This window comes from Sphingobium sp. AP49 (assembly GCF_000281715.2).
Lineage (GTDB): Bacteria > Pseudomonadota > Alphaproteobacteria > Sphingomonadales > Sphingomonadaceae > Sphingobium.
In genome coordinates this window covers 294,341-320,150 of the sequence record NZ_CP124576.1, presented here as the reverse complement: position 1 = coordinate 320,150, position 25,810 = coordinate 294,341, and the positions used below count along the sequence as shown (strand labels likewise).

Genomic DNA, 25,810 nt, shown 5'->3' with positions numbered 1-25,810 from the left:
ATCGTCACGATATCCGAACGCCCTCTCCCCCAGCGGGAGGGGGCGTTTTCTATTGCGGGGCGATCTCGAACATATCCTCTATGCCCGGCTCCTGCGGCATATCGTCGCGCTCGGTCGCCTGGCGCGCCCACATGGTGGCGTAAAGGCCGTCGGCGCGGACAAGATCGGCATGACGCCCACGCTCGACAATGCGACCAGCATCCAGCACGATGATCTCGTCGGCATCGACCACGGTCGACAGGCGATGGGCCACCACCAATGTCGTGCGCTTGCGGCTGATGTCGCGCAGCACGGTCTGGATTTCGGTCTCGGTGCGGCTGTCCAGGGCGCTGGTCGCTTCGTCCAGCACCAGCACCGGCGGGTCTTTCAGCAGCGTGCGGGCGATGGCGACGCGCTGCTTCTCGCCACCCGACAGCTTGAGGCCACGCTCGCCGACGCGGGTGTCATAGCCCTGGGGCAGGCTCATGATGAAATCATGGATCGACGCCGCCTTGGCCGCCGCCTCGATTTCGTCCTGGCTCGCGCCTTCGCGGCCATAGCCGATATTATAGCCGACCGTGTCGTTGAACAGGACCATGTCCTGCGGCACGATGCCGATCGCGGCGCGCAGCGACTGCTGGCTCACGGCGGCGATATCCTGCCCGTCGATCGACACGGTGCCGCCCTGGATATCGTAGAAGCGGAACAGGATGCGGGCGATGGTCGACTTGCCCGCGCCCGAGGGACCGACGATGGCAAGCGTCTTGCCCGCCGGCACCGCGAAGCTGACGCCATGGAGGATTTCGCGCTCAGGATCATAGCCGAAACGGACGCTGTCGAAACGGACCGCGCCACCGGCCACCTGCAGCGCCGGGGCGCCGGGCACGTCCGCCACCTCCGTCTCAGTATCGATCAGCTTGTACATCGCCTCCATGTCGATCAGGCCCTGGCGGATGGTGCGATAGACCATGCCGAGCAGGTCGAGCGGGCGGAACAGTTGCGACAGGAGCGTGTTCACCAGCACCACGTCGCCGGTGGAGAATTGCCCCCGGCTCCAGCCCCAGACGGTATAGGCCATCGCCCCGCCCATCATCAGGTTGGTGATGAGCGACTGGCCGATATTGAGCCAGGCGAGGCTGTTTTCCGACTTTACCGCCGCCTTGGCATAGCGGCGCATGGCAGTGCCGTAGCGCCGCGCCTCGCGCTCCTCTGCGCCGAAATATTTGACCGTCTCGAAATTGAGCAGGCTGTCGACGGCATGGGCGACGGCGCTGGTGTCCATGTCCACCATGTCGCGGCGAAGCTGGTTGCGCCATTCGGTGACGAGGCGGGTGAACCAGATATAGAGGGCGACCATGACCAGCGTCGCGGCGACCAGGCCGGGGCCGAATTTCACCAGGAAGATGGCGCAGACGGCGAGCAGTTCCAGCACCGTCGGCGCGATGTTGAACAGCAGGAAATAGAGCATCGTATCGATGCTTTTCGTGCCGCGTTCGACGATCTTGGTGACGGCGCCGGTGCGGCGGTCGAGATGGAAGCGCAGCGACAGGCGGTGGAGATGGACGAAGACGTCGTCGGCCAGGCGCCGGCCCGCTTCCTGCCCGACCTTCTCGAAAATGGCGTTGCGCAGATTGTCGAACAACACGCCGCCAAAGCGCGCGCCGGCATAGGCGACGACCAGCGCCATGGCGAGGCCGGCGGCCGGCTCCAGCCCCGGCGCCATCCGGTCGATCGCGCCCTTATAGGCGAAGGGCATGGCGAGGGTGATGACCTTCGCCAGCGCAACCAGTGCCAGCGCAATCGCGACGCGGCGGCGCAAGGCCGGCGCGTCGGCCGGCCAGAGATAGGGGATGAAGCGCCGCAAAGTGGCCCAGGCGGGCGGAAGGGGCGTGGAATCGGGCGTGGCTGGGGGCATTTGTTGCTATTTAGAGCATGACCGGTAGCAATCCAGTGGCACGGGCATCCGGCCGGCCACGCAAAAGCATCCCTTGTTGGAGATCATCCGCTTAACTTCGCACATTTCCCGCACATTCTGACATTTTCTTGCGCCCCGCTGATCCTATCGAAAAGTCGAGGGTTGGGTAGCAAGAATAGCGGGGCGGGCCGCTGTAGGACAGCATCTTGCCCCGATGCGGCGGCCATGGCAGGCTTCGCCTCCGTCATCCTTCCCCGACAAGGAGCACGGCATGGAACCTTTCAGCATTGCGCTGGCACCCGAGAAATTGTGGCAGGCGATCAATCCCCTGACCTGGACGCAAAATGGCGGGCAGGTCGGCCTGGTCAATATCGCGCTGGGCCAGACGGCACGGCCGGACATGGAACGGGCGGTGCTGAACGAGGTCGGCAGCTATGGCCGGCAGATCGGCCGGATCGGCGATGCACTGGAAGTGCTAATCCGCCATTTCGAGGCCAAAGACCTGCCCCAGGCGGAGCGCGACGCGCTGGCCATATTGATGGGCCAGCTCGCCGAGGTGCGAAAGGTCAAGGCGCGGGAGCGGGCGGATTGATCAGCTCGGGATCTCGGGACATTTGCCTGGACGCTTCTCCTCCTTGCCGGCCTTGAACCAGCGGGTCGACTGGGCATCGACGGATTCGTCATAATAGCAGATCTCGGCCGTGCCGCTGGCCGGATCGACCAGGGTCAGCCACTGGTGCGGGCCGCAATTATGGGTCTGGCACGACCAGGCCGCCACCTTGCCATCGATGGTGCCGATCGGCGAGGAAGGCCCGGCATCGTCCAGCACCCATTTGCGCACTGCCTTGTCGGCGACCGCCGTTTCCACCGCTTTGGTCACGGCCGGATCGTCGGCCCAGCTATGGGCACCGACCTTGTCGAACGGATATTTGCCGACATATTTGCCGAAGGCGTTGGCCGTGGGTGGCGCGATATTGGTGGCGTTGACGGCATTGGCGGCGGCATTTTCAGCGGCATTGGCCGCTGCATTCAAAGCATTTTCGACCGCATTATTGGTAGGTGCCGTCTTGTCGCCGCTGCAGGCGGCCAGAGCGGCGGACAAGGTGAGGACGGTCCAGAGGCGGGGGCGGGTCATCGGCGGTCCTTCGCTGGATAAAGTGGCGTCATGGTGGAGCCTTGCGCGATGCGGGGCAAGCGCGATTGCACCAAAGGGCGCGGAAATCTGCGGCTGATCCGTCTGGAAGGGCAGTCCTTCCCTTTGTCCCGAAAGGTTCCCGCCGCGATGCGCCTGCCCCTTGTCCTGATCCTGCTCGGCCTGGCTGCCACGCCTGCCACCGCCCAGACGGCCGCGCCCGCCGATGGTCCGTTGAAGGTGGAAAATTATTATCGCGTCAAATGGGGCGGCATGGGCCAGTTCCTGGCCGCCTATCATAAACAGCACGAAGCCTTGCTGCGCGAAATGATGCGGCAGGGCTTTATCAACGATGTCACGGTGGAGATGCCCTTCACCCATATGGGCGGCAGCACGCGGTGGGACGTGCGCACCACCATCGTCTACAAGCATGGCGCCGACGGCGTGGGCGCCGGCGAAGCGTACAAGGCGGCGATGGCGGCGGCCAAGGCGCGTCTGTTCCCCGACAAGGCGGCGTTCGATGCCGAGGAGGCCAGGCGCATGGCGGTGACCGAGGACCATTGGGACGTGGTGCTGGAACCCGCGCCGTAACGATCGGGAGGCCATTTGGGGGCATCGCTGCGGCGGACCGTGAAGCTGTCGCGATTCATCGGTCAATTCCCCCCTTTTCCTTTGCCTTCGGACGCGCCATGTTGCGGACAGGACGGTGCATCGCGGGAGGCTGGCAAACGCATGTTCGGCGCATTGTGGAATCGAATCTTCGGCAAGACCAACGCCCCCGAGCAACAACCCGCCCTTCCCCCCTATGATCCGCTCGCGGCGCTGCGCGACCAGGTATGGCGCGATGTCGCCGGCGGATTTCACGACGATGACGCGGTGCTGACCGCCGCCCATGATGCGTTCGAGGAGGAATTGCCCGCCCCGACCCTGCGGCGCGAGGCTTCGGCCGCGCTGCGCCAGGCGCTGGCCGAGCATCGTGCCGCCGAGAAGGCCTGGCCCGACATGACCGATTGCGACCGGCTGGACGCCGCCTTTGCCGCGCTGGAGGCCGAGGGCGTGATCGCGCGGCAGAATTTCACCTGTTGCGGCAATTGCGGCGCGACCGAGATCTGGGACGAGATCGAGGAAGCGATCGGCGAAGGCCGCCCGGCCGAGGGCTATGCCTTTTTCCACATGCAGGACACCGAGGCGGCGGTCGAGGGCGAAGGCCTGTACCTCAACTATGGCGCCTGCGCGGCGGGCGAGGCGGCGGCGCTGGAGATCGGCCGGCGGATCGCGACGCAATTGGAAACGCATGGGCTGGCGGTCGAATGGGACGGCAGCTGGAGCATGCGCATCCAGGTGGTGCTGGACTGGAAGAAGCGCCGCAGCCTGCGCATGCTGGAGGCCTGAGCGGGCAGCACCTGGCCCGCGCCGACCGTCACCATATCTCGATGCTCGGGTGGAAACCGCCCTCCTGCCCGCTATGGGTGGCATATATATTGATGCGCGTCGGTACGAAGCTGGTGCCGCGATATTCGGGTATGACCTCCAGCCGGTCGACCAGCCCTTGCCGGGTGAAGCGCTGTAGTGTGCCGGTAATCTGGTCAAGCGCCGCGCCGGCCCCCGGCGGGACATAGCTGATATTCGCCTTGCGCTTCGGCCCGCCCAGACGGATCGGGAAGAGATAGATGCGCACCAGGGCGCCGGTCGCCACCAGCGCCTCCGCCTGCTCACGCGACGTGACATGGGAAAAATCAGGCTTGGCCGCCGCCGGGCCGGGCATGCCGACAAGGATCGCGGCGAGCAGCAGCGGTAAAAGCGATGTGAGACGATGAACCATGGACTTCCTCCCCTGAGGACGAATCATGTTCGTTATTTGTTCTCATATTTTCCGCGATCCTGCAAGGCGGCTCATGGCGAAAGGCCCAGGGTCACGCCCGAAGTTCACAGCGTTATCGGCCTTTTCGGGGGATTTGCGCCGCTTTTGCACCGGTCGCGCGTCACCCACGCGCCTGTCGTGCATCAATACGCGCCACCGGGGCGACGCATCATGCGCCCACAAAGCCCCGGTGACGCGACACTATTGCACCTGTTTTGCACCAATTTTCCTCAACGACGCGTCGCGGCCTGTGGGCGAAGCTGGGTGGCGATCGGGTCGGCCATCGCCTGGGCATGGAGCGCCAGCGCGTTGCTCCAGTCCCGGTCGAAGGCGGTGCCGGCGAGCCGGCGGCGCAGGCGATGCGCGCTGGAGGGCGACATGCCGACCATGCGCGCGGCCTGGGCCACGCTGCCGCTCTGGTAGAGGGCGGTCAGGAAGGTGCGTTGCCGGGCCGGGGTCCAGCGGGCGGGAGTGAAGATAGCCGGCGCGATCGGCGCGGGCGGGCGAGCGGGGATGTGCTGTGTCATGCCCCAGGGTAGATCAGAGGATCGCCGTGTAGGACAGGGGCGGCGCAGCGTCAGGGCGCGAGATGGTGGCGGAACCAGTCGGCCAGTTCTTCTTCCGACAGGGTGCCGGCGGCCAGATCCATGAAGGCCACGACCATTTCGGCGTCGGTCGCGGTCAGGGCATGACCATTCAGCAGCAGGAAGGTTTCGCTGACCACCGCCGCAATCCGTTTGTTGCCATCGACAAAGGGATGATTGCGCGCCAGCCCATAGGCGTAAGCAGCCGCCAGGTCAGCGGCATCCGGTTCACCATAATGGGCAAGTTGTTGGGGCCGCGCCATCGCGCTTTCGAACAGGCCGCGATCGCGCAGCGCATCGCCGCCTCCGCCATGTTCGGCAATCTGCTCGGCATGGGCGGCTTCCGCCACGGCGGGCGTGATCCAGACCCAATCGGGCCGGGCCATTATTTCGCCAGTTCGCGCAGCGCCCGCTTGCGCCGCGCCATGACTTCCCGTGCGGCGGCCATCTGCGCCTCGAAATCCGGCTCGGCGGCCGATAGTTCGATGCCGCGCGGCGTGAGGACAACCGAAAGGCTGTCGCCCGCCGCCGCCTGGAGATGCGCCAGCAATTCCTTGGGCAGGATCACACCGGCGCTGTTGCCGATCTTCGTGATCTTGAGGGGAGCGTTCATACGAAAGTTATAACATGTCCGCCCTGCCATACCAAGAGCCGCCGTTATGAGGACGGCTCTTGGTGCTTTCCCTCGCGCGCGCTCAGGATGCCGGAGCGATCGGCACGTCGGAACCAGCAACGGCCGGCGTCGCGGCAATCTGTGCCCCGCCATCCGCCCCGGGTATGTCCCAACGATTCATGACTGTCCCGGAGCAGGCGTAGGTTGCCGCATTATGCATTTTCGCGGGCTTCAGCAGCTTGGCGATATCGGCCTGCTGCGCGGCCAGCGCCTGTCGGGCGTCCTCAATGTGCGAGGCGTAAGTGATGCCGTAGAATTTTGTTCCATCCGCAGCCTTTGCGCCAACGACGGGAATGAAGTCTCCGATATAGGCCACTTCGCCTTCGCTGACATGAAAAGTCGGCGCGCCGAAGCAATTGGAGCCCCCTGTCGAAATCCGACCCAGGCCCGTGTCGGAAATCACATAATCGCCAGCCGTCAACCGGATGATCTGGACTTCATAGGGCGCCTTGCCATTCGCACTGCCAGCCAATGACAAATAGCTGGTCTTGTCTCCCTTTTTCTTCCAGTCCTTGGGCTGATAGATCAGGTCGTTCCCGGCGGCATCATAGCGGGCGAATTGAACGAAACCGTGTCCGTTGAATGGCTTGCCCGTGCGACGATAGGCGATGACGACCGCACCTTCACCCGGCGCCAATGTCAGCGGTGCGGCCGGATCAACCTTCTTGCCGAGGAACAGCGTGGATGGCCCGGCCAGTGGGCCATCAAGCAGGAAAGACGGATCGCTGGGCGGCGTGAAGCTGGTCCGCGCTGTCACGTCCCCCTGCACATCCGTTGCACCGACGATGCCGTTGAAATAGCTGCTGCGATCCGCCTCGCTGAGCGCGGCGACACGTACCGCTTCCTGCGCGGGCAATTCCACCTGACGCCAGCCGCGGATCAGCAGGCAGCTGCGGCGATTGGCGCGACGTTGCTCGCCTTCGATGATCGCGCCGGCGATCAGGCCGCCAAGCCCCGCGCCCACACCTGCAGCCAACGGCGAGATGACGGCCGGATTATAATAATAGGGCACAGTGCCCGAAGGCGTGCGCGAGCCCCGCGCGATCAGACGGCAATCCTGCCATGCCGCATCATAATCGGCCCGGGTCGCGCCCGGTTTGTTGTAGAAACGGCTACCGGTGAGGTCACGCGCAGAATCACGTGCGATCTCCTCCGGACTGTCCTTGGGATCCATCGCCGGGGCCTGCGGCACCGGCGTCGCCGTGCCGCCCCCGACCGGGACCATCATCATATTCTGCGCAAGCAGCGGATGGCACGGCAAGGCCGCCGCCAGAATGATGGCGGCAACAGAATGATAACGCACGAAAACTCTCCCCCCAATAATCCCCGTCAGCCTGATTAATCGGGCCAACGGGAAGCGCAAGGGGGGAGTGATTACTCAATCATGCTCCCTGCCGCCGGCGCCCATATAGAGTTCGCTGCCGGTTTCCTTGAAGAGTTTGCTCATCTCTTCCATGCCTTTCAGCGCGGCGGCTTTGCTGGCTTCGGCCACTTCGGCGCCCGTCAAGCCGGCTTCGAGGAAGCCATCCGCCGGCTGGTTCTTCTTGGCGGCGAAATCCCTCACTTCCTGCGTGATCTTCATCGAGCAGAATTTGGGGCCGCACATCGAGCAGAAATGGGCGCTCTTGGCGCCTTCGGCCGGCAGGGTCTGGTCATGATATTGTTCGGCCGTGTCGGGATCGAGGCTCAGGTTGAACTGGTCGCGCCAGCGGAACTCGAAGCGGGCGCGGCTGAGCGCGTCGTCGCGGACCTGCGCGGCGGGGTGGCCCTTGGCAAGGTCGGCGGCGTGGGCGGCGAGCTTGTAGGTGACGACGCCGACCTTCACGTCATCGCGGTCGGGCAGGCCCAGATGCTCCTTGGGCGTGACGTAGCAGAGCATCGCCGTGCCATACCAGCCGATCTGGGCGGCGCCGATGCCCGAGGTGATATGGTCGTATCCCGGCGCGATGTCGGTGGTGAGCGGCCCCAGCGTATAGAAGGGCGCTTCGCCGCAGACCTGGAGCTGCTTTTCCATATTCTCCTTGATCTTGTGCATGGGCACATGGCCCGGCCCTTCGATCATCACCTGCACATCCTGTTTCCAAGCACGGTGGGTCAGTTCGCCCAGCGTGTAGAGTTCGGAGAATTGCGCTTCGTCATTGGCGTCGGCGATGGAGCCGGGGCGCAGGCCGTCGCCCAGCGAATAGGCGATGTCATAGGCCTTCATGATCTCCGTGATCTCGTCGAAATGATCGTAGAGGAAGCTCTCCTTGTGGTGCGCCAGGCACCATTTCGCCATGATCGATCCGCCGCGCGAGACGATGCCGGTGACGCGCTTTGCCGCCATCGGGATATAGGCGAGGCGGACGCCCGCATGGATGGTGAAATAGTCGACGCCCTGTTCGGCCTGTTCGATCAGCGTATCGCGGAAAATGTCCCAGGTCAGGTCCTCGGCGATGCCGCCGACCTTTTCGAGCGCCTGATAGATGGGGACGGTGCCGATCGGCACGGGCGAGTTGCGGATGATCCATTCGCGCGTGTCATGGATGTTGCGGCCGGTCGACAGGTCCATCACCGTGTCGGCGCCCCAGCGGATCGACCAGACCAGCTTGTCGACTTCGGCCGCGACGTCGGAGGCGACGGCGCTGTTGCCGATATTGGCGTTGATCTTCACCAGGAAATTGCGGCCGATCGCCATCGGCTCGGATTCCGGGTGGTTGATGTTCGACGGGATGATCGCGCGGCCGCGCGCGACTTCATCGCGCACGAATTCCGGCGTCACATAGTCGGGGATCGATGCGCCCCAGCTTTCGCCGTCGCGGACATAGTCTGCGAGGCGGGCGCGGCCGAGATTCTCGCGTTCCGCCACATATTCCATTTCCGGGGTGATGATGCCGCGACGGGCATAGTGCATCTGGGAGACGTTGGCGCCGGCCTTGGCGCGCAACGGGCGCTTCACGACATTGGGGAAAGGCTGAACTCCACCTGAGCGGTCGGGACCCTTCAGGCCATTATCCTCCGGCTGGATCGCGCGCGCGTCATAGTCCTCGACATCGCCGCGTTCGCGGATCCAGTCGCGGCGCAACTGCTGCAGCCCCGCCATGATGTCGATGCGGGCGTCGGGATCGGTATAGGGGCCGGAGGTGTCATAGACGCGGACCGGCGGCTCGCCGCTGCCCGGTTCCAGATGAATCTCGCGCATGGCGACCTTGCGCGGGCCGACATGGATCTTCTTCGAGCCACGAATGGCTCCCGTAGTAACGCGCATTTCGGTGCGGGCGGGGACATCTGCCATGGAACTGCCTTTCAGACGGAAATGGTGGCGCGACCGGTGAGGCCGGCGAGGAAGAGGGCGAGGCCGAGCAGCATCGAGACGATCGCCCAGACGCGGGTGAAATGGAGCGACCAGAGGCCGATGCGGATCAGCGGGCCGGGCACGGCGAGCAGCAGCGCCCCTTCGATCAGGGCGGCATAGCCGATCAGGCTGACGATGATCGCCAGCGGATCGGTCCAGATGCTGTGGATGAGGACGAGCGCGGCGCCGACGGCGAAGACCGGGAAGCCGAGCGCGATGACGAGGCCGGGCGAACGCTGGAGATCGTCCATCATCGCCCGCCAGCGTTGCGGCGCGACCAGGCCGCCAATGCCGATGACGATCATGTAGAGGCCGATCGCTTCAGCCAGGCGCAGGGTGAGTACGGAAATCGTGTCCATGCGCAGACGTCCTCCTATTCGCCATATCTTTGGGCGGAGGATGGGCGCGGACAGCCTGTTACGGGCAAGAGCCACTCCCTCCCTACGCCAGTGTCAACTGGATCAGGTTCAGCGGGTCGCGGCCACAAAGCCGCCTCTCAACCGTCTGCGGACGGTCCCCCGGGGATATGTGCCTGCGATAGCGCAAGCGGATGGAGAGTTAAAGCCCCTTGCGGCCGAAGCCCCCCGGCGCGCGGCGACCAAGCCCGGCGGGCGTAGCACGGGACGGCGCAGGCATCGCCGGTGCGCTGGCGGCGGCAGGAATGGGCGGCGCAATGGCCGAAGCCGCCTGCGGCAGGTCGGCGCGCGGACGGACGGCAGTATCGCCGGACACACCGTCAAATTCGAGCAGCATCGCTGGCACCACATCCGCGCCGCGATCGGCGCGGCTGTCGCCCAGGAAGCAGCGGGTCGAGCGGTCGGCGGCATGATCGCCGATCGTGTCGCCATGGCTGATCACCGGACCGTTGATGAGCAGGTAGCGCAGCACCCCGTTCAGCCGCTCCGCCACCTGTTCGAGCGTACCCGGCGCATTCCACAATTCCACTTCATAGCCGGTGAAGGGCAGCATGCCCCGGTGGAGATCGAGATGGCGTCGGGCTGGATCGATTCAAAGGCGCACCAGGTCCAGAGCGTGATCGGCACTTCGTCGCTGCCCAATATGCCGACCTGCTGCTGCAGGCGCGCGACCGGCATCACCGTACCAACGCCGGCGTTGAACAGGCCGATGCAGCCCTGCCGCTTGGCCGCCAGCCCCATCAGCAAGGTCGCCACCTTGGCGGACTGGCGCACATCGACGAAATCGGCGGCGCGGGTATCGAGATCGACGCTGACACTGTGATGCAGGCGATGGGTGGCGAGCAGCCGCTTATCCTCTTCGGTCAGGCCGTGGCTGCGCGCCTGGGCCTGGGCCATGAGGTAGGCGGGCAGCGGCGCATGATGGGTATCGATGCGGATCGTCGCCCCGCGCCCGGCCAGCACGCCATGACTGAGCCCGGTTTCAGACAGCGTCCAGTCGCCGCGCGGGTCGATCGCGCCGATCCCTTCCTGCACCAATGCCCAGTCGAGAATCAGCGGCTGGGTGGCGAGCAGCACCATGGTCGGCAGGCGATCGGCCCGGGGCCGTTCATGCGCGAAGGCCGGCGGCGCGGCCAGGCCCATGCTGTCGGCAATGTCACCCATCCCCTTTTCGCGCAGGATGCGGGCGAAGCTTTCGTCCATCTGGCCCAGCGACATCGCCTGTTCCGGGGCTAGCCCGGCATAGCGGCCGGCCGGGCGCGGCACGGACGCGGCAACCGGCGCAGGCGCGCTGCCGGCAAAGGCGCTGGCGGGGCGGCCGAACTGGGCGAGCTTTTCAAGCGATTCGCCAGCGAGCAGCGCGCGGGTGGCGCGGATCATGTCGTCGCTCGACAGCCAGCCGCCGCCCGGCAGCAACTGGCACAGCGCGCCATCGTCGGCCAGCATCACGGTCGCGGCGACGAGCAACAGGATGCGATGGGCAATCACGTCATTGTCGGTGGTCGGCCGCTTCAGCTCCAGATGCCAGCGATGCACCGGCGCATCGCCGGCAAAGGGCTGGGCGCGAGCGAACAGCTCGCAGAAGACGATGCTGGCGTCGGTGCGGCCGCAGATCAGCTGGGCATCGGCCCATTGGCCCATGGTTTCCGCGCCGCCATCATCATCCTCGCCCACGGTCCATTTGTAGAGCGGCAGTTGCGCGGCAAGAAGCTGGCGCAGCGAAGCGATCGGAAAGGGAACGGGCCGGGTGAAGACAATGATCGCCACGATATGCGCCTGCCTGGAAGAACGAAGATGCGCGCGGGATAGCCGATCGGGTTTAAGATCGGGTTAGGGTCAATCGGCATTCAGCCCTGACGGCCTGCAAATGGCGGTTTCCCGCGCTTCCGGTGCTCACGTACTTTTAGTACGCTGCGCTCCGGGTCACAGAAAACCACCATTTTCGTCACGTCATCATCTGAATGTCGATCGCCCCTAGAGGAACAGCCGCGGCGCCGGCGCGCCAGCGTGTGGCGGCCAGGGCCACGCGGCGGCCCAGCGAACGGGCGGTGGCGCGGTCGCCGGCTTTCGGCGTGACATCGGGACTGTCATTGGCCGCCTGGGCCATGGCGCCGATGAAGCTGCCGAGGCGGTTTTCGGCGTCGGTCGCGGCGCTTTCATCGTCATTATTGCCCGGATTCTGGCCGGTGCCGATCCACAGCATGCCATGCTGGGCAGCGAAGATGGCAAGGCTGGTCAGGGTGTTGAGCTTGTCGCCCGAGGGCGAGCCGGAGACGGTGAAGGCAGCGCCCAGCTTGTCCTTCCATTGCTTGGTGAAATAGACTTTGGCGCTGGCGTCCATGAACGCCTTCATCGGCGCGGAGACGGTGCCCATATAGGTGGGGGAGCCGAAGATGATGGCATCGGCATCGGCGAGGCGATCGAAAAATTCGCCGAAATCGGCCTGGAGGCCGTCAATGCGCAGCAGGTCGGCGACGCCGCCGCTGTCGGTGACGCCCCGGGCGACGTCGCGCGCCAGCACATCGGTATGGCCGAAGCCGCTATGGTAGACGATGGCGATCTTGCTCATTTTCATATGTCCTTGTTGCACGTCATGAGGGTGCAGCCGGCTTGCGGACGCCAAGATGGATGCCTAGGTACTGCAAGTGAAGTACGCACCTTGGAGTACCTACCCATGAGCCTGCCGGAATGGACCGAGCGGATCGATCCGTGCGAGGCGCATTGCCCGTCCCGCGACCTGCTGGACCTGATCGGGGATCGCTGGAGCCTGCTGATCCTGCTGGTGGTCGGCCAGGGGGTGCGACGCAATGGCGAGCTGAAGCGGCGGATCGGCGGCATCAGCCAGAAGATGCTGACCCAGACGCTGCGCGCACTGGAGGCCAATGGGCTGGTGGTGCGCCATGACTTCGCGACCGTGCCGCCCCATGTCGAATATGAACTGACGCCACTGGGCGTGTCGCTGGGCGATGCGCTGGGGCCGCTGTTCCAGTGGATCGAGGGCAGCTATCCGGCGGTGGTGCAGGCGCGGGCCGATTTCGCCGCGCGCCAGGCGGAGGCGGCATGAGCGTCGCCACCGACGAGAAGGCCCGGCGCAAGGCGTTGCGGCACGAGATGCGGATGGTGGCGGTTCGGCCGCGACGCTGGGGGCTGTGGCTGCTCACCCTGGGCGCGCTGCTGCTGATCCTGCCATCAGCCTTTGGCGTCCACAGCCTGATGGGCTGGTCGCCGATGCTGCTGGGGCTGATCGCCTGTGCCGCGTCGCTGCCGCTGCTGGTGGCGGGCGCGGTGCTGCGACGGCGTTACCTGCGGGGGCAGTTGGCGCAGGATTGAGGACAATGAGGGGGGCGCAATGAAGAGGTTTTTGACGATGGTTTCTGCTGCCCTGCTGACCGGCGCTGCTGCGCCCGCCCCCGCTCCGGCCGACGATCCGTTCGTCTGGCTGGAGGACTGGACCGGGCCGCGCGCGATGCAGTGGGTGGAGGCGGAGAACAAGGCGACCGTCGCCACGCTGCAGGGCGATCCGCGCTATGCCGGCTATTACAGGGATGCGCTGGCGATCGCATCGGCCAAGGACCGGATCGCGATGCCGATGCTGATCCATGGCCGCGTCTATAATTTCTGGCGCGATGCCGACCATCCGCAGGGCGTGTGGCGCTATACGTCCGAGGCTGATTATGCGTCGGCCGCGCCCAACTGGACGACGGTGCTGGACCTAGATGCGCTGTCCAGGGCGGAAGGGAAGAAATGGGTTTGGAAGGGCGCGACCATCCTCGACCCCGAGGAGCGGATCGCGCTGCTGGCGCTATCGGATGGTGGCGAGGATGCGGTGCGGCTGCGCGAGTTCGACCTGGTCGACGGCCGGTTCATGCCGGGCGGGTTCGACATTGCCAATGCCAAGCAGAATGCGGTGTGGCTGGACAAGGATACGCTCCTTCTGTCGCGCGACTGGGGTGCGGACAGCCTGACCAAGTCGGGCTATCCCTTCGTCATCAAGACGCTGAAGCGCGGGCAGACACTGGACGAGGCGCAGGAGGTGTTTCGCGGCGCGGCGAGCGACCAGCTGATGTCGATGCCGATCCTGCTGAGCGATGGACAGGGCAATAGGGCGGCCTTCCTGTTTCGCGGCGTCACCTTCTTCGGCAACGAGACCTGGCTGCTGACGGCGCAGGGGACGAAGCGGCTGACGCTGCCGGCCAAGAGCCAGTTGCAGGGCATGGTCGATGGGCAGGTCCTGATCCAGACCAGCGAGGCGTGGGAAAGCGGCGGCGTGACCGTGCCGGCGGGGGCGCTGGCGAGCGTGGCGCTGAAAGCCCTGCAGGATGGTGGGGTGCTGACGCCCGAAATCCTGTTCGCGCCGACACCGCGCCAGTCGATCGACGGGGTGGTGGCAACGCAGAATCGGGTCGTGCTGAGCCTCAACGACAATGTGCGCGGGCGGGTGCGGGTCTATGCGCGCGGTGCAAAGGAATGGAGCGCACAGCCGGTCGACCTGCCCGACAATGCGACGATCAGCACGGTCGCCGCATCCGACAAGAGCGACCAGGTTTATCTGAGCGTCGCGGGCTTCCTGGCGCCGACGACATTATGGGCGATGGACGCGGCCGACCCGAAACCGGTGCAGGTGAAGGCGATGCCGGCGCGCTTCGATGCGGCGGGGCTGGTGGTCGAGCAGTTTGAAGCCAGGTCGAGCGACGGAACCAAGATCCCCTATTTCATCGTCCACAAGAAGGGGATGACGCCCGACGGCAGCACGCCGACGATCATGACCGCCTATGGCGGCTTCGAGGTGCCGATGACGCCCAGCTATGCGGCGATCACCGGCAAGCTGTGGCTGGAGCGGGGCAATAGTTTCGTGCTGGCCAATATCCGTGGCGGTGGCGAGTTCGGCCCGGCCTGGCATGAGGCGGGCCTCAAAACCAAGCGCCAGATCATCTATGATGATTTCGCGGCGGTGGCGCAGGATATCTTCGCGCGCAAACTGTCCAGCCCGCAGAAATTCGGCATCTATGGCGGGTCCAATGGCGGGCTGTTGATGGGGGTGGAGTTCAACCAGCATCCTGACCTCTGGAACGGGGTGGTGATCCAGGTGCCGCTGCTCGACATGATCCGATATGAACAGATCGCGGCCGGTGCATCCTGGGTCGATGAATATGGCAGCGTGTCGGTGCCGGAGGAGAAGGCGTTTCTCGAGAAGATTTCGCCCTATGCCAATATCCGCAAGGGGGTGGCCTATCCCACGCCCTATATCTGGACCACGACCAAGGATGACCGGGTCGGGCCGCAGCATGCGCGCAAATTCGCCGCGCGGCTGAAGGATTATGGCCTGCCCTATCTGTTTTACGAAGATACCGCCGGCGGCCATTCGGGCGATGCGGACATCGAACAGGGCGCGCGGTTGCAGGCGATGCAGATGGTCTATTTCAGCCAAAGGCTGGAGGGGAAATAGGGGGAAGCCCTTTCTCCCAATCTCCGCGTCTTCGCGGCTCCGCGTGAATTTTTCCGGTTCGCGCGAAGACGCGGAGGCGCGGAGGAAGAAGAGAGAGAGATACCGCTTCGCGGGGATGACGGCGGTGCGTTGAGGCGCTGACGCGAACGGAAATTGCGAGAATCTTTGGCGAAGCGACAGTTTCGCATTGCATTGCAGCAAAGCGTGGTTTCTGATCGCATCATGCTCAAGGCCGCGCTGCACCACCTGACCGCCTATCGCTATAGCCGCCCGATCCGTCTGGGTCCGCAGGTGATAAGATTGCGGCCCGCTCCGCACAGTCGCACCAAGGTGCCCAATTATGCGCTGAAGATCGAGCCGGCGAACCATTTCCTCAACTGGCAGCAGGACCCGCACGGCAACTGGCTGGCGCGGATCGTCTTTCCCGATCCGGTCGATCATTTCTCGATCGAGGTCGACCTGCTGGCCGATCTGGATATCATCAACCCGTTCGACTTCTTCGTCGAACCCTATGCCGAAAATTACCCCTTCAGCTATGACGAGCAGCTGGAGACCGATCTAGCGGCCTATTATGATGTCGAGATGCAGGGGCCGCTGTTCGAGGAACTGGTGGCCCAGCATGCGTCGTTCGAGGGGCGGACGATCGACTTCCTGGTCGATGTGAACAGCAAGCTGCAGCAGCGCATCGGCTATGTCATCCGCATGGAAACCGGGGTGCAGACGCCCGAGGAGACGCTGGACATCGGCACCGGATCGTGCCGCGATTCGGCCTGGCTGCTGGTGCAGTTGCTACGCCGGCTGGGCTTTGCCGCGCGCTTCGTGTCGGGCTATTCGATCCAGTTGGTCGCCGATGTGGAACCGATCGAAGGGCCGAAGGGCGTTACCCAGGATGTGGTCGACCTGCATGCCTGGGCCGAAGCCTATGTGCCCGGCGCCGGCTGGATCGCGCTCGACGCGACCAGCGGCATGTTCGCGGGCGAGGGGCATATCCCGCTCTGCGCCACGCCCCATTATCGGTCCGCCGCGCCGATCAGCGGCATGGCCGAACCAGCCGAGGTCGATTTCAATTTCGCGATGAATGTCAGCCGCATTGCCGAGGCGGTGCGGATCACCAAGCCCTTTACCGAAGGGCGCTGGGCGTCGCTGATGGCGCTGGGCGAGCAGGTGGACGCGGACCTGATCGCGCAGGATGTGCGGCTGACCACCGGCGGTGAGCCGACCTTCGTCGCGGTCGACGATCCACAGGCGGGCGAATGGAATGGCGATGCGGTGGGGCCGACCAAGGCGGGCTATGCCGACCGGCTGATCCGGCGGCTGCGCGACCGGTTCGCGCCAGGCGCGCTGCTGCATCATGGCCAGGGCAAATGGTATCCGGGCGAAAGCCTGCCGCGCTGGGGCTATTCGATCTACTGGCGGGCGGACGGCGTGCCGATCTGGCGCGATGCCGGGCTGATCGCGGGCGAGCCGGAGGCGGGCGACAAGACCATTACCGCCGAGGATGCCGGCCGCTTCCTGACCGCCATGGCGGACGGGCTGGGGGTCGAGACGGATTTCGTCCAGCCGGTGTTCGAGGATGCGCTGGCCTGGTCGGTGAAGGAGGCGGAACTGCCCGCCAATACCGAGCCGGGCGACCCCAAGTTCGACAATCCCGAGGAGCGCAGCCGGATGGTGCGCGCGTTCGAGGGCGGCCTTTCCAAGACGGTCGGCTATGTGTTGCCGATCCAGCGCTGGCAGACGCAGGCGAGCGCGCCGCGCTGGCAGAGCGAGGTGTGGAAGGTGCGGCGCAAGGCGCTGTTCGCGGTGCCGGGCGATTCGGCGCTGGGCTATCGCCTGCCGCTGGGCACCCTACCCTATGTGCCGCCGTCCGATTTCCCCTATATCCACCCCCAGGACACGAGCGAGCCGCGGGAACCGCTGGCCGATTATCGCACCGAGGCGGCAGCCGAAACCAATGCGCCGGCGGAACGGTTCGAGCGGTCCGAAGTCGCCGCCGCCGAGCATCAGGACCGGCAGGAACAGATCTTCATCGAAGGGGCGGTGCGCACCGCCGTCACGGTCGAGCCGCGCGGCAATTTCCTGTCGGTGTTCATCCCGCCGGTGAAGACGCTGGATGATTATCTGGAACTGGTTGCGCAGGTCGAGAAGGTGGCTGAGGCGACGCGCATCCCGGTGCGGATCGAGGGCTATGCGCCGCCGTCCGACCCGCGCGTCAACGTGCTGAAGGTGACGCCCGACCCCGGCGTGGTCGAGGTGAATATCCAGCCGGCGACAAGCTGGGCCGAGACGGTGGCGATCACCCAGGGCGTCTATGACGATGCCCGCGAGGTGAAGATGACCGCCGACAAGTTCATGGTCGACGGCCGGTCGGTCGGCACCGGCGGCGGCAATCATCTGGTGCTGGGCGGGGCGAGCGTGAACGACAGCCCGTTCATCCGCCGGCCGGACTTGCTCAAGAGCTTCGTCCTCTACTGGCAGCGGCACCCCTCCCTCTCCTATCTGTTTTCCGGCCTGTTCATCGGCCCGACCAGCCAGGCGCCGCGCATCGACGAGGCGCGGCACGACAGCCTGTATGAGCTGGAGATCGCGCTGGCGCAGGTGCCCAATCCGGTGCGCGACGGCGAGGACAAGCTACCGCCGCCCTGGCTGGTCGACCGGCTGTTCCGCAACCTGCTGGTCGATGTGACCGGCAATACCCATCGCACCGAAATCTGCATCGACAAGCTGTTCTCGCCCGACGGGCCGACCGGGCGCCTGGGCCTCGTCGAGTTTCGCGGGTTCGAGATGCCGCCAGACCCGCAGATGAGCCTGGCCCAGCAATTGCTGCTGCGTGCGCTGACCGCCTGGTTCTGGCGCGAACCGCAGCAGGGCAATCTGGTGCGCTGGGGCACAGCGCTGCACGATCGTTTCTTCCTGGGCCATTTCGTCTGGGCCGATTTCCTGGAGGTGCTGAACGATCTGCGCCAGGCGGGCTATGATTTCGATCCCAACTGGTTCGAGGCGCAGCGCCAGTTCCGCTTCCCGGTGCATGGCAGCGTGGAGGCCGGCGGCGTCGGGCTGGAAATCAGCCATGCGCTGGAGCCGTGGAACGTGCTGGGCGAGACCGGTGCGATCGGCGGCACGGTGCGCTATGTCGACAGTTCGACCGAGCGATTGCAGGTGCGCGTGTCCGGCCTGGTCGCCAGGCGCCATATCGTCAGCTGCAACGGCCGGCGGGTGCCGATGACGCCGACCGGCGTGCCGGGCGAGGCGGTGGGCGGCGTGCGGTACAAGGCATGGGCGCCGGCCAATTGCCTGCACCCCAATCTGCCCGCCAATGCGCCGCTGACCTTCGACATATTCGACAGTTGGAGCGGGCGGTCGCTGGGCGGCTGCGTCTATCATGTCGCCCATCCAGGCGGGCGCAATTATGACGATGTGCCGATCAACAGCTATGAGGCGGAGGCGCGGCGCAAGGCGCGGTTCCAGGATCATGGCCATACGCCCGGCCCCGTCGACATGCCGCCGACCGAAAGCCCAAGCGAATTTCCGATGACGCTGGACCTTCGGTTCAGGCATCCCGAATATTAGACGATGACCGACTCGCCTGTCCTGCCGGGTCTCGAAGCGTCCGGCTGGGCCGGCGACTATCTGGCGCGCGCGTCGGGCGGCGACCTGTTCGCCGGGGCGCCGGCGGAGATGGCGCCCCGCTGGCGGGCGATGCTGGATCGATTGTCGGAACAGGGACAGGGCGATCCGGCGACGCTGGCCGGCAATGTCGAGCGGCAGGCGCAGGATCTGGGCCTGGCATTCCGCCTGACCGGCGACGAGCAGGAACGGCCCTGGCCGCTGAGCCCGATCCCGATGCTGATCGGCGCGGGCGAATGGACCCGGATCGAACAGGGGCTGATGCAGCGGGCCGAGCTGCTGGAGCGGGTGATCAGCGACATCTACAGCGGCCAGAGCCTGGTGCGCGAGGGCAAGCTGCCCGCCGCGGTGGTGACCGGCAGCCCGCATTATTGGCGGGTGATGACCGGGGCGGCGCCACCGCGCGGCCATTATCTCCATTTCTATGCCGCCGATCTGGGGCGCGGGCCGGACGGCGAATGGCGCGTGCTGGCCGACCGGGTGCGCACGCCCGTCGGCGTCGGCTATGCGCTGGAGAACAGGCTGGCGCTGTCGCGCGCGACCGGCGACCTGCTGGGTGCGATGAACACGCGGCGGCTGGCGCCCTTCTTCGCCGACCTGCGCCGGGGCCTGGCGGTCGATTGCCAGCGCGCCGATCCGCGCATCGGCCTGCTGACGCCGGGCCGGTTCAACCAGAGCTATGCCGAACAGGCGCATCTGGCCCGCTATCTGGGCCTGATGCTGGTCGAGGGCGATGACCTGATCGTCAGCGACGGCCGCCTGTTCGTGCGCACGATCGAGGGGCTGAAGCGGATCGACGGGCTGTGGCGCTGGATGGACAGCCGCTTCCTCGACCCGCTGGCGTTCGACGGGGAATCGCGGATCGGCGTGCCCGACCTGTATGATGCCTGCGCGCGCGGCGGGCTGATGGTCAGCAATTGGCCGGGCGCGGGCGTGATCGAGGCGCGCGCCTTTGCCGCCTTCCTGCCGCAACTGGCCAAGGCCCTGCTGGGCACCGAATTGCTGCTGCCCAATATCGCCACCTGGTGGTGCGGACAGGAGCGTGAGCGCGGCCATGTGACCGGCCATCTGGACGCATTGCTGGTGGCTTCAGCGTTCGACCGGGATGCGGCGGGGCTTGGCCCGGCGCGATCGGTGCAGGGATCGACGCTGGACGCGGACCAGCGCGCGACCTTGCTGGAGGCAATGGCGCGGCGGCCGATGGACTATGTCGGGCAGGAAGTGGTGAAGCTGTCCACCACCCCGGCGATCGTCGGCGGGCGGCTGGCCCCCCTGCCCTTCACCCTGCGCGTGTTCGTGGCGCGCGATGGCCTCGGGCAATGGCGGATCATGCCGGGCGCCTTCGCGCGGCTGGCCGCCCATGGCGATATCCGCGCCGCGCTGATGGGCGAAGGCGACATGTCGGCCGACATGTGCGTGATCGACAGCCAGCCGGTGCCGCCCGACACGCTGCTGGGCGATGGCGGCGCGCCGGCGATCCGGCGGATCGGCGGGCTGTTGCCGGCCAAGGCGGCGGACAATCTCTATTGGCTGGGCCGCTATATCGAACGGACCGAAATGACGCTGCGCGTGATCCGCGCGGTGGTGGGCGAATCGATTGAGGTCGATATGGGGCCGTCGTCGGATTCGCCGACCATGGCGCGACTGGCGGGGCAGCTGGCGCTGTGGGGGGCCACCGGAAACGCGGCGCAGCCGGTCGGCGCGCTGTGCGCGCAGGCGCTGGGCGATGCGCGCCGGCCGGGCAGCGTGCGCGCGCTGATGGGCGTGGCCGCCAATATCGGCGAGGGGCTGCGCGACAGGCTGGCGACCGATTTCTGGCGGTTGGTGCGCCTGCCGCTGCCCGCCTTCGACGGGGCGGTGACCGAGACGCTGCTGGACGCGGCATCGCGCATGATCGAGCGGATTTCGGCGCTGTCGGGGCTGGCGGCGGAGAATATGGCACGCACCGAGGGCTGGCGCTTCCATGACATGGGGCGGCGGATCGAGCGGGCGATCACCGGATGCCGGCTGACATTGCTGCTGGGCAGCGACTGGGCGTCGGCCGACGACCTGACCGTGCTGCTCGACCTGCATGACAGCCAGATCAGCTATCGCAACCGCTATTTGACCGGCCCGTCGCTGCCGCCGGTGCGCGATCTGGTCGCGCTGGAGCCGCAGAATCCCCGCTCGATCGCCTATCAGGCGCAGCGCATCGCCGAACATGTCGCTGCCCTGCCCACGCTGCGCGGCGACGGCCTGCCGGAGGAACCGCAGCGGTTGGCGGGCGCGCTGGCGGCGACGCTGGCGCCGCTGACCGGCGACATGCTGACCATGGCGGCGCTGACCGATATCGAAAGCCGGCTGCTCGCCTTGTCCGACGCGATCGGCCAGCGCTATTTCCTGCAGGTCCGCAAGACGGAAAAGGTCGAGGGCGCAGAACTGCTGTCATGATCTACCATGTCCGGCACAAAAGCATATTACGCTATAGCGCGCCGGTGCGGGTCGCCCGCTTCAATCTGCGGCTGCGGCCGATGGCCTGGGCCGGGCAATGGACCGCCGACTATGCCTTGAGCGTCGATCCCGCGCCGCTGTCGATCGAGGCGCGGCCGGGCGCCTGGCCGGTGCATGTCGAGCGACTGGTGATCGACCAGCCATTGCGGCAACTGACGATCGAGAGCCGGTTCCGCGCCGGGGTGACGGGCGGCGCGCCGATCCAGCCGCAGGCGGACGACCCCAGCATCGCCATGGTGGCGCGCGCGGCGCTGGCGGATCGCGACATCAGCGCCTCTGCCCCCGCGCAATTCCTCTATGCCTCGCCCCGCGCGCCGATGCTGGACGCGATCGGTAGCTGGGCGGGCGCGATGCTGGCGCCCGATCGGCCGATCGTCGCGGCTGCATGGGAACTCGCGCAGCGGATCAAGGCGGAATTTGCCTATGACCCCAGCGCCACCGATGCCGGGACGCCGGTGGCCGACGCCTTTGCCGCACGCCACGGCGTGTGCCAGGATTTCGCCCATGTGATGGTGGTGGCGCTGCGCCTCGTCGGCCTGCCTGCCGCTTATGTCAGCGGCTATCTGCGCACCTATCCGCCGCCGGGCATGCCCCGGCTGGTCGGCGCCGACGCCATGCATGCCTGGGTGATGCTGTGGTGCGGGCCGACGCGCGGCTGGATCGGCTTCGACCCCACCAATGGCGTCATCACCGGCGAGGATCATCTGTTCATCGCCATGGGCCGCGACTATGCCGATGTCGCGCCGATGGACGGGCTGTTCGTCGGCGGATCGGGCCAGAGCATCAGCGTTGCCGTCGATGTCGTGCCCGAGGACGAGACAGCAAAAGAGGAAGTCGCATGATCGCCGCCATCATCCTGGTCCTGGCCGGCCTTTACTGCCTGGCGCGCGGCGTCATGGATTTGCGCGCGAAGCGCTGGGTGTGGGGCGTGCTGGGGATCGTCGCGGGGATCGCGATCATGGCCGCGCCGATCCCGACGCAGGTACAGGTGGAATTGCCGGCCGCTCAGGGTGGGAAGTGATCGACGCCATCAACCGGCCATGGCAGGAACTTTAACCCAAGAACGGTCTAGCGCACCTCCAAAGCCTTCGTCCCCATAACATAATAGGGTGACCAACTATTGCCCTTAGGGCATGGAAACCGCCGTTTGGAAACTTCAAAAACCAGCATCACCTTGGACAGTTTTTCTAACCGAGGCCGCTCATTAATCTCCAACAGCAACGCATCTCTGCGGGTTGCCGGATGGCTGCCCTCCGGCACACAAAACGGAGGCGCTAAACGTTCACGGTAAAACTTGGTCATAAATAACCGCTGAATATGCGAAATATCGGCAGAACAACGAGCGGTGCGCTTCTCAACTTGCTCCTGCCGACATTGAGCGATCAGGTCTGTACTCGGTTCCGCGTTAACATCGGTCACTTGGGCTAATGCAATCAACGGTATCGAAATGGCGACGGCAAGAATCATCAGTTGATCCCAATAGTATATCATTAAAAGCGGCAAACTGGCTCAAGTCTGCCAGATCGAACAGATGAGAATATGGCCGTCCTCACTCCCGCTCGAACAACAGTTTCATGCCGGTCCTTGGGCGGATGGTGAGGCGGCTGATGGGTTCGGGTTTGAAGCCGGCGGGCATGGTCAGCCTGTAGCGGCGGATGACCGAGGCGATCACAGTCATCACCTCCTGCTGGGCGAAGCCGGCGCCGACGCAGACGCGCGGGCCGCGGCCGAAGGGGAACCAGGCCTGTTTCACCATGTCGGCATTGGCCGGATCATCGAAACGGTCGGGATCGAAGGCGTGCGGGCAGGCCCAATTATCCTTGTTGCGCTGGGTCAGCCAGGGCGCGACGACCAGCATCGATCCTTCTTCAAGGCTCTTGTCGCGCATTTCCATCGGGCAGGTGACTTCGCGCGGGAAGAAGGCGACCGGCGGATAGAGGCGCAGCGTTTCGCGGAAGATGTTGCGAACATGGCTCATATCCTTGAGCATTGGCGCGGTCAGCGCTTCGGCTCCGGCGATGCCGGCCACTTCGACGCGGACCCGATCCTGGATATGGGCGCATTCGGCGAGCATGTAGAGCGCCCAGGTCATGGTGCTGGCCGAGGTTTCATGACCGGCAAGGAAGATGGTCGAGACCTGTTCCATCACCTGTTCGCAGGTGAAATGGGCGCCGGTCTGCGCATCCTGCACCTCGATCAGCGACTGGAGAATGTCGCGATGGGGCGCCTCGCCCCGGCCATGATAGCCCTCGTAGCGGGCTTCGACGATCGGGCGGAACACGTCATGGATGGCGCGGGCCGGGCCTTTCGAGCGCTTCTCGAACCAGCCGGCGGGGATGCCGTAGAGGCGCAGCATCGAGGCGGAATGGGCGAGCCGCTGGAACCGGCCGAAGGCGGTGTGGATGATGTTGGAGCGTTCCTCGTCCAGCGTCTGCGAGAAGAGGGTGCGGAAGATGATGTCGGCCGCGACATGGGTCATCATCGGGTCGATATCGACCGGCTTTGACCGATCGGCGGCATCGAGCCGGGCGAGCAGATCGTCGGCGGCGGCGACCATCAGCGGCATGGAGCGATTGAGCGCGGTATGGGCGAAGGCGGGATTGACCATCGCCCGCTGGCTTTCCCAATCCTCACCATTGGCGGAGAAGACCGAATTGCCGATCAGCGGATCGAGATTGCGGACCAGTTCGCTATGCTTTGGGAAGGCGGTGCCGCCCTTGAGGATCCTGTCCACCAGCGGCAGTTCGTTGGCGATATACATGATGCGGCCGGGCATGCGGATTTCGCCCATCTTCATCGTATAGCTTTTGTCGAACAGCACATGGATCCAGCTGTGCCAGCCACGCAGGAAACGTTTGAAGAGGCCGCGCTTGTCCTTGGGCGGCTCGGGATAGGGGGGCGTGAAGGGCGTGCTCATGGGATCGTCCGGAAGGCGGCGACAGCCTCGTCCACGGTGCGGCGGCCGGCGGTCAGGCTCACGAAATCCAGCGGCGACAGGCGGTCGCCGACCCTGAGATAATCGAAATGCGCCTCATATTTGTTGGACCAGCCCCCGTGATAATTTTCCGGCTCGTAGAAGAGATGGAAACGCGGCGATAGCATGTCCACCCGCGCGGCAAATTGATCGGCGACAAGGCGCAGCGGATTGACGTTGTAATAGGCCGCGCCGTCGGGCGGCGAGCTGATGTCGACATAGCGGAAATGCTGGTCGGACAGGGCCTTGAGATCGGCATGATACCAGCGCGCGTCGCGGCGCAGGCCGATCACCGGCACCACCTGCCCCATGCCGACCATGACGAAATGGTCGGGCAGCGGCGCGGCGCCGCGCAGCGCGAAGATGCGGCGCATCAGGCTCATGCCCAATATGGTGCCGGCGCTGTGGGTGACGAGTTGGACCTCGTCCCAGTCGCCGTCCAGCTCCGCCGCGATGCGGGCGGCGAACTGGTCGAGCCGGGCATTAAGCTCGTCGCCCGGCCCGTCGGCCGCGAGCGCGCCATGATAGGTCATGAAGCGCAGCAGCCAGGGCACGACCAGCTTGTCGAGGATGCGGCCGGAGAAGAAGGCACTGATGCCGATGCCGACCAGCGCACTGGCCCAGAAGGGCAGCAGGAGCGACAGCAGCAGCGCCGGGACCAGCGCCAGCAGCAGCGGGATCAGCACGGCCAGGATCGGCGGATAGAGGATGGTGATGACCGGACCGCGGCGCAATTTGCGCATCCGGCCGAACTGCATCAGCCGGGCATGGCCGGCATAGGCACGGGCAGCGCGCCAGGCGAGGGTGAAGGGATGGCGAATCCAGACCTTGCCGATCAAATCTTCCCAGCGGAGATATTCATAGTCGGTCTCGACCCCGGCACTGGCGTTGGCGACGGTCCAGATCGCCGAGTTGGCCGGGCCGGCGCGGCGCGCGCTGACCTCCACCGCGTCGCCGGTCAGCGCGGTGTAGCGGGCCGCCTGATCGCGATAGAGCTGGTGATAGAAACGGACGCCGCGCGGATCGAAACCACCCAGATAAAAGACTTTACGCTTGAATTTCTGCACTGCCCCGGTCCTAATCGGGACATGACCACGCCCGAACGCGACTACTGCTATTTCATAGACCATCGCAAATACAACCGGAATGTCGGTTGCAGGAAGCATGACAATATGTACGGCATCAATGGCGGCGGCAGCGAACGCGACCGCTGGCGCGCCGACATGACCTTCTATCGCCATATGAAGGCCAATGGCGACCCAATGGCTTTGCCCTCGCTGCTCGCCTGCCTGACCTTTGGCTGGTTCTGCTGGAATTATCATCCCGGCAAGGGTCTGTGGCGCGGACAATTGTTGCGCCGCTTCGCAAAGGCGCCCAAGTGA

At 65.5% G+C, this 25,810-nt stretch carries 26 protein-coding genes and 1 riboswitch; of the genes, 11 read left to right on the top strand and 15 right to left on the bottom strand.

Translation table 11 applies throughout. The features are described from left to right. Positions 1–49 precede the first annotated feature (49 nt). The gene (locus PMI04_RS01535; protein WP_007706862.1) at positions 50–1,894 is read right to left on the bottom strand and encodes an ABC transporter ATP-binding protein/permease; all 1,845 of its coding nucleotides are present in this window, start codon (positions 1,892–1,894) and stop codon (positions 50–52) included. A 271-nt stretch (positions 1,895–2,165) separates the two neighbouring features. Here PMI04_RS01535 and PMI04_RS01530 point away from each other — a divergent pair, with 271 nt between their 5' ends. Next, positions 2,166–2,486 (top strand): hypothetical protein, encoded by a 321-nt coding sequence (locus tag PMI04_RS01530; RefSeq protein ID WP_007706859.1) that lies wholly within the window; start codon positions 2,166–2,168, stop codon positions 2,484–2,486. Here PMI04_RS01530 and PMI04_RS01525 read toward each other — a convergent pair whose 3' ends face one another. Continuing rightward, positions 2,487–3,029 (bottom strand): hypothetical protein, encoded by a 543-nt coding sequence (locus PMI04_RS01525; RefSeq protein ID WP_007706856.1) that lies wholly within the window; start codon positions 3,027–3,029, stop codon positions 2,487–2,489. A gap of 147 nt (positions 3,030–3,176) precedes the next feature. Between PMI04_RS01525 and PMI04_RS01520 the strand changes: the two genes are divergently transcribed. Together PMI04_RS01520 and PMI04_RS01515 are read left to right on the top strand one after the other, a co-directional pair. Further along, on the top strand, positions 3,177–3,617 hold the full coding sequence (locus PMI04_RS01520; RefSeq protein ID WP_037485666.1) for a hypothetical protein: 441 nt from the start codon (positions 3,177–3,179) through the stop codon (positions 3,615–3,617). A 141-nt stretch (positions 3,618–3,758) separates the two neighbouring features. Continuing rightward, complete coding sequence (locus tag PMI04_RS01515) at positions 3,759–4,418, top strand: hypothetical protein (RefSeq protein WP_007706851.1); 660 nt, start codon at positions 3,759–3,761, stop codon at positions 4,416–4,418. A 28-nt stretch (positions 4,419–4,446) separates the two neighbouring features. Here PMI04_RS01515 and PMI04_RS01510 read toward each other — a convergent pair whose 3' ends face one another. The 10 genes from PMI04_RS01510 to PMI04_RS01465 all read right to left on the bottom strand — a co-directional run bounded on the left by PMI04_RS01510 (position 4,447) and on the right by PMI04_RS01465 (position 12,463). Then, positions 4,447–4,848, bottom strand: coding sequence for a hypothetical protein (locus PMI04_RS01510; protein ID WP_007706849.1), 402 nt, complete (start codon positions 4,846–4,848; stop codon positions 4,447–4,449). A 269-nt stretch (positions 4,849–5,117) separates the two neighbouring features. Then, positions 5,118–5,414: a hypothetical protein gene (locus PMI04_RS01505; RefSeq protein ID WP_007706847.1), complete on the bottom strand. Its 297-nt coding sequence runs from the start codon at positions 5,412–5,414 to the stop codon at positions 5,118–5,120. Positions 5,415–5,464: 50 nt separating this feature from the next. Continuing rightward, a complete protein-coding gene (locus PMI04_RS01500) occupies positions 5,465–5,857 on the bottom strand; it encodes a type II toxin-antitoxin system death-on-curing family toxin (protein ID WP_007706845.1) in 393 nt (130 codons plus the stop codon). Next, on the bottom strand, positions 5,857–6,084 hold the full coding sequence (locus PMI04_RS01495) for a transcriptional regulator (RefSeq protein ID WP_017500002.1): 228 nt from the start codon (positions 6,082–6,084) through the stop codon (positions 5,857–5,859). Before PMI04_RS01495 ends, PMI04_RS01500 begins: the two co-directional genes overlap by 1 nt. Before the next feature lie 82 nt (positions 6,085–6,166). Beyond that, complete coding sequence (locus PMI04_RS01490; protein ID WP_007706840.1) at positions 6,167–7,447, bottom strand: hypothetical protein; 1,281 nt, start codon at positions 7,445–7,447, stop codon at positions 6,167–6,169. A gap of 75 nt (positions 7,448–7,522) precedes the next feature. Next, on the bottom strand, positions 7,523–9,418 hold the full coding sequence (gene thiC / locus PMI04_RS01485) for a phosphomethylpyrimidine synthase ThiC (RefSeq protein WP_007706838.1): 1,896 nt from the start codon (positions 9,416–9,418) through the stop codon (positions 7,523–7,525). 11 nt (positions 9,419–9,429) lie between these two features. After that, positions 9,430–9,837, bottom strand: a complete 408-nt coding sequence (locus tag PMI04_RS01480; protein WP_007706836.1) for a DUF2065 family protein — start codon at positions 9,835–9,837, stop codon at positions 9,430–9,432. A gap of 62 nt (positions 9,838–9,899) precedes the next feature. Beyond that, positions 9,900–10,008, bottom strand: a riboswitch (TPP riboswitch). A gap of 28 nt (positions 10,009–10,036) precedes the next feature. Then, positions 10,037–10,447: a DUF4261 domain-containing protein gene (locus tag PMI04_RS01475; protein ID WP_283184838.1), complete on the bottom strand. Its 411-nt coding sequence runs from the start codon at positions 10,445–10,447 to the stop codon at positions 10,037–10,039. Next, positions 10,372–11,661: a hypothetical protein gene (locus tag PMI04_RS01470; protein WP_283184837.1), complete on the bottom strand. Its 1,290-nt coding sequence runs from the start codon at positions 11,659–11,661 to the stop codon at positions 10,372–10,374. The genes PMI04_RS01475 and PMI04_RS01470 overlap by 76 nt, the downstream gene beginning before the upstream one ends. A 178-nt stretch (positions 11,662–11,839) precedes the next feature. Further along, positions 11,840–12,463, bottom strand: coding sequence for a flavodoxin family protein (locus PMI04_RS01465; RefSeq protein WP_007706833.1), 624 nt, complete (start codon positions 12,461–12,463; stop codon positions 11,840–11,842). 105 nt (positions 12,464–12,568) lie between these two features. On the opposite strand from PMI04_RS01465, the gene PMI04_RS01460 reads away from it, so the two are divergent. From PMI04_RS01460 to PMI04_RS01430, 7 genes are all read left to right on the top strand, one after another. Further along, on the top strand, positions 12,569–12,958 hold the full coding sequence (locus PMI04_RS01460) for a helix-turn-helix domain-containing protein (RefSeq protein WP_007706830.1): 390 nt from the start codon (positions 12,569–12,571) through the stop codon (positions 12,956–12,958). Then, positions 12,955–13,224 carry a hypothetical protein gene (locus PMI04_RS01455; protein ID WP_007706828.1) on the top strand — a complete coding sequence of 90 codons (270 nt, stop codon included), beginning with the start codon at positions 12,955–12,957 and terminating at the stop codon, positions 13,222–13,224. Before PMI04_RS01460 ends, PMI04_RS01455 begins: the two co-directional genes overlap by 4 nt. A 19-nt stretch (positions 13,225–13,243) precedes the next feature. Then, on the top strand, positions 13,244–15,340 hold the full coding sequence (locus PMI04_RS01450) for a prolyl oligopeptidase family serine peptidase (protein WP_007706824.1): 2,097 nt from the start codon (positions 13,244–13,246) through the stop codon (positions 15,338–15,340). A 222-nt stretch (positions 15,341–15,562) separates the two neighbouring features. Next, positions 15,563–18,907: a transglutaminase family protein gene (locus tag PMI04_RS01445; RefSeq protein ID WP_007706821.1), complete on the top strand. Its 3,345-nt coding sequence runs from the start codon at positions 15,563–15,565 to the stop codon at positions 18,905–18,907. A gap of 3 nt (positions 18,908–18,910) precedes the next feature. Next, the gene (locus tag PMI04_RS01440; RefSeq protein ID WP_007706818.1) at positions 18,911–21,394 is read left to right on the top strand and encodes a circularly permuted type 2 ATP-grasp protein; all 2,484 of its coding nucleotides are present in this window, start codon (positions 18,911–18,913) and stop codon (positions 21,392–21,394) included. Continuing rightward, entirely contained in the window at positions 21,391–22,296 is a 906-nt protein-coding gene (locus tag PMI04_RS01435; RefSeq protein WP_007706815.1) for a transglutaminase family protein, read from the top strand. Before PMI04_RS01440 ends, PMI04_RS01435 begins: the two co-directional genes overlap by 4 nt. Next, the gene (locus PMI04_RS01430) at positions 22,293–22,475 is read left to right on the top strand and encodes a hypothetical protein (protein ID WP_007706813.1); all 183 of its coding nucleotides are present in this window, start codon (positions 22,293–22,295) and stop codon (positions 22,473–22,475) included. The genes PMI04_RS01435 and PMI04_RS01430 overlap by 4 nt, the downstream gene beginning before the upstream one ends. Before the next feature lie 47 nt (positions 22,476–22,522). On the opposite strand, the gene PMI04_RS01425 is transcribed toward PMI04_RS01430, so the two are convergent. From PMI04_RS01425 to PMI04_RS01415, 3 genes are all read right to left on the bottom strand, one after another. Beyond that, positions 22,523–22,921 (bottom strand): Rap1a/Tai family immunity protein, encoded by a 399-nt coding sequence (locus tag PMI04_RS01425; protein WP_157178087.1) that lies wholly within the window; start codon positions 22,919–22,921, stop codon positions 22,523–22,525. Positions 22,922–23,003: 82 nt separating this feature from the next. Continuing rightward, positions 23,004–24,371, bottom strand: a complete 1,368-nt coding sequence (locus PMI04_RS01420) for a cytochrome P450 (RefSeq protein ID WP_007706809.1) — start codon at positions 24,369–24,371, stop codon at positions 23,004–23,006. Further along, positions 24,368–25,495: a hypothetical protein gene (locus tag PMI04_RS01415; protein WP_007706806.1), complete on the bottom strand. Its 1,128-nt coding sequence runs from the start codon at positions 25,493–25,495 to the stop codon at positions 24,368–24,370. Before PMI04_RS01415 ends, PMI04_RS01420 begins: the two co-directional genes overlap by 4 nt. Positions 25,496–25,516: 21 nt before the next feature. On the opposite strand from PMI04_RS01415, the gene PMI04_RS01410 reads away from it, so the two are divergent. Next, complete coding sequence (locus PMI04_RS01410; RefSeq protein ID WP_004209421.1) at positions 25,517–25,810, top strand: hypothetical protein; 294 nt, start codon at positions 25,517–25,519, stop codon at positions 25,808–25,810.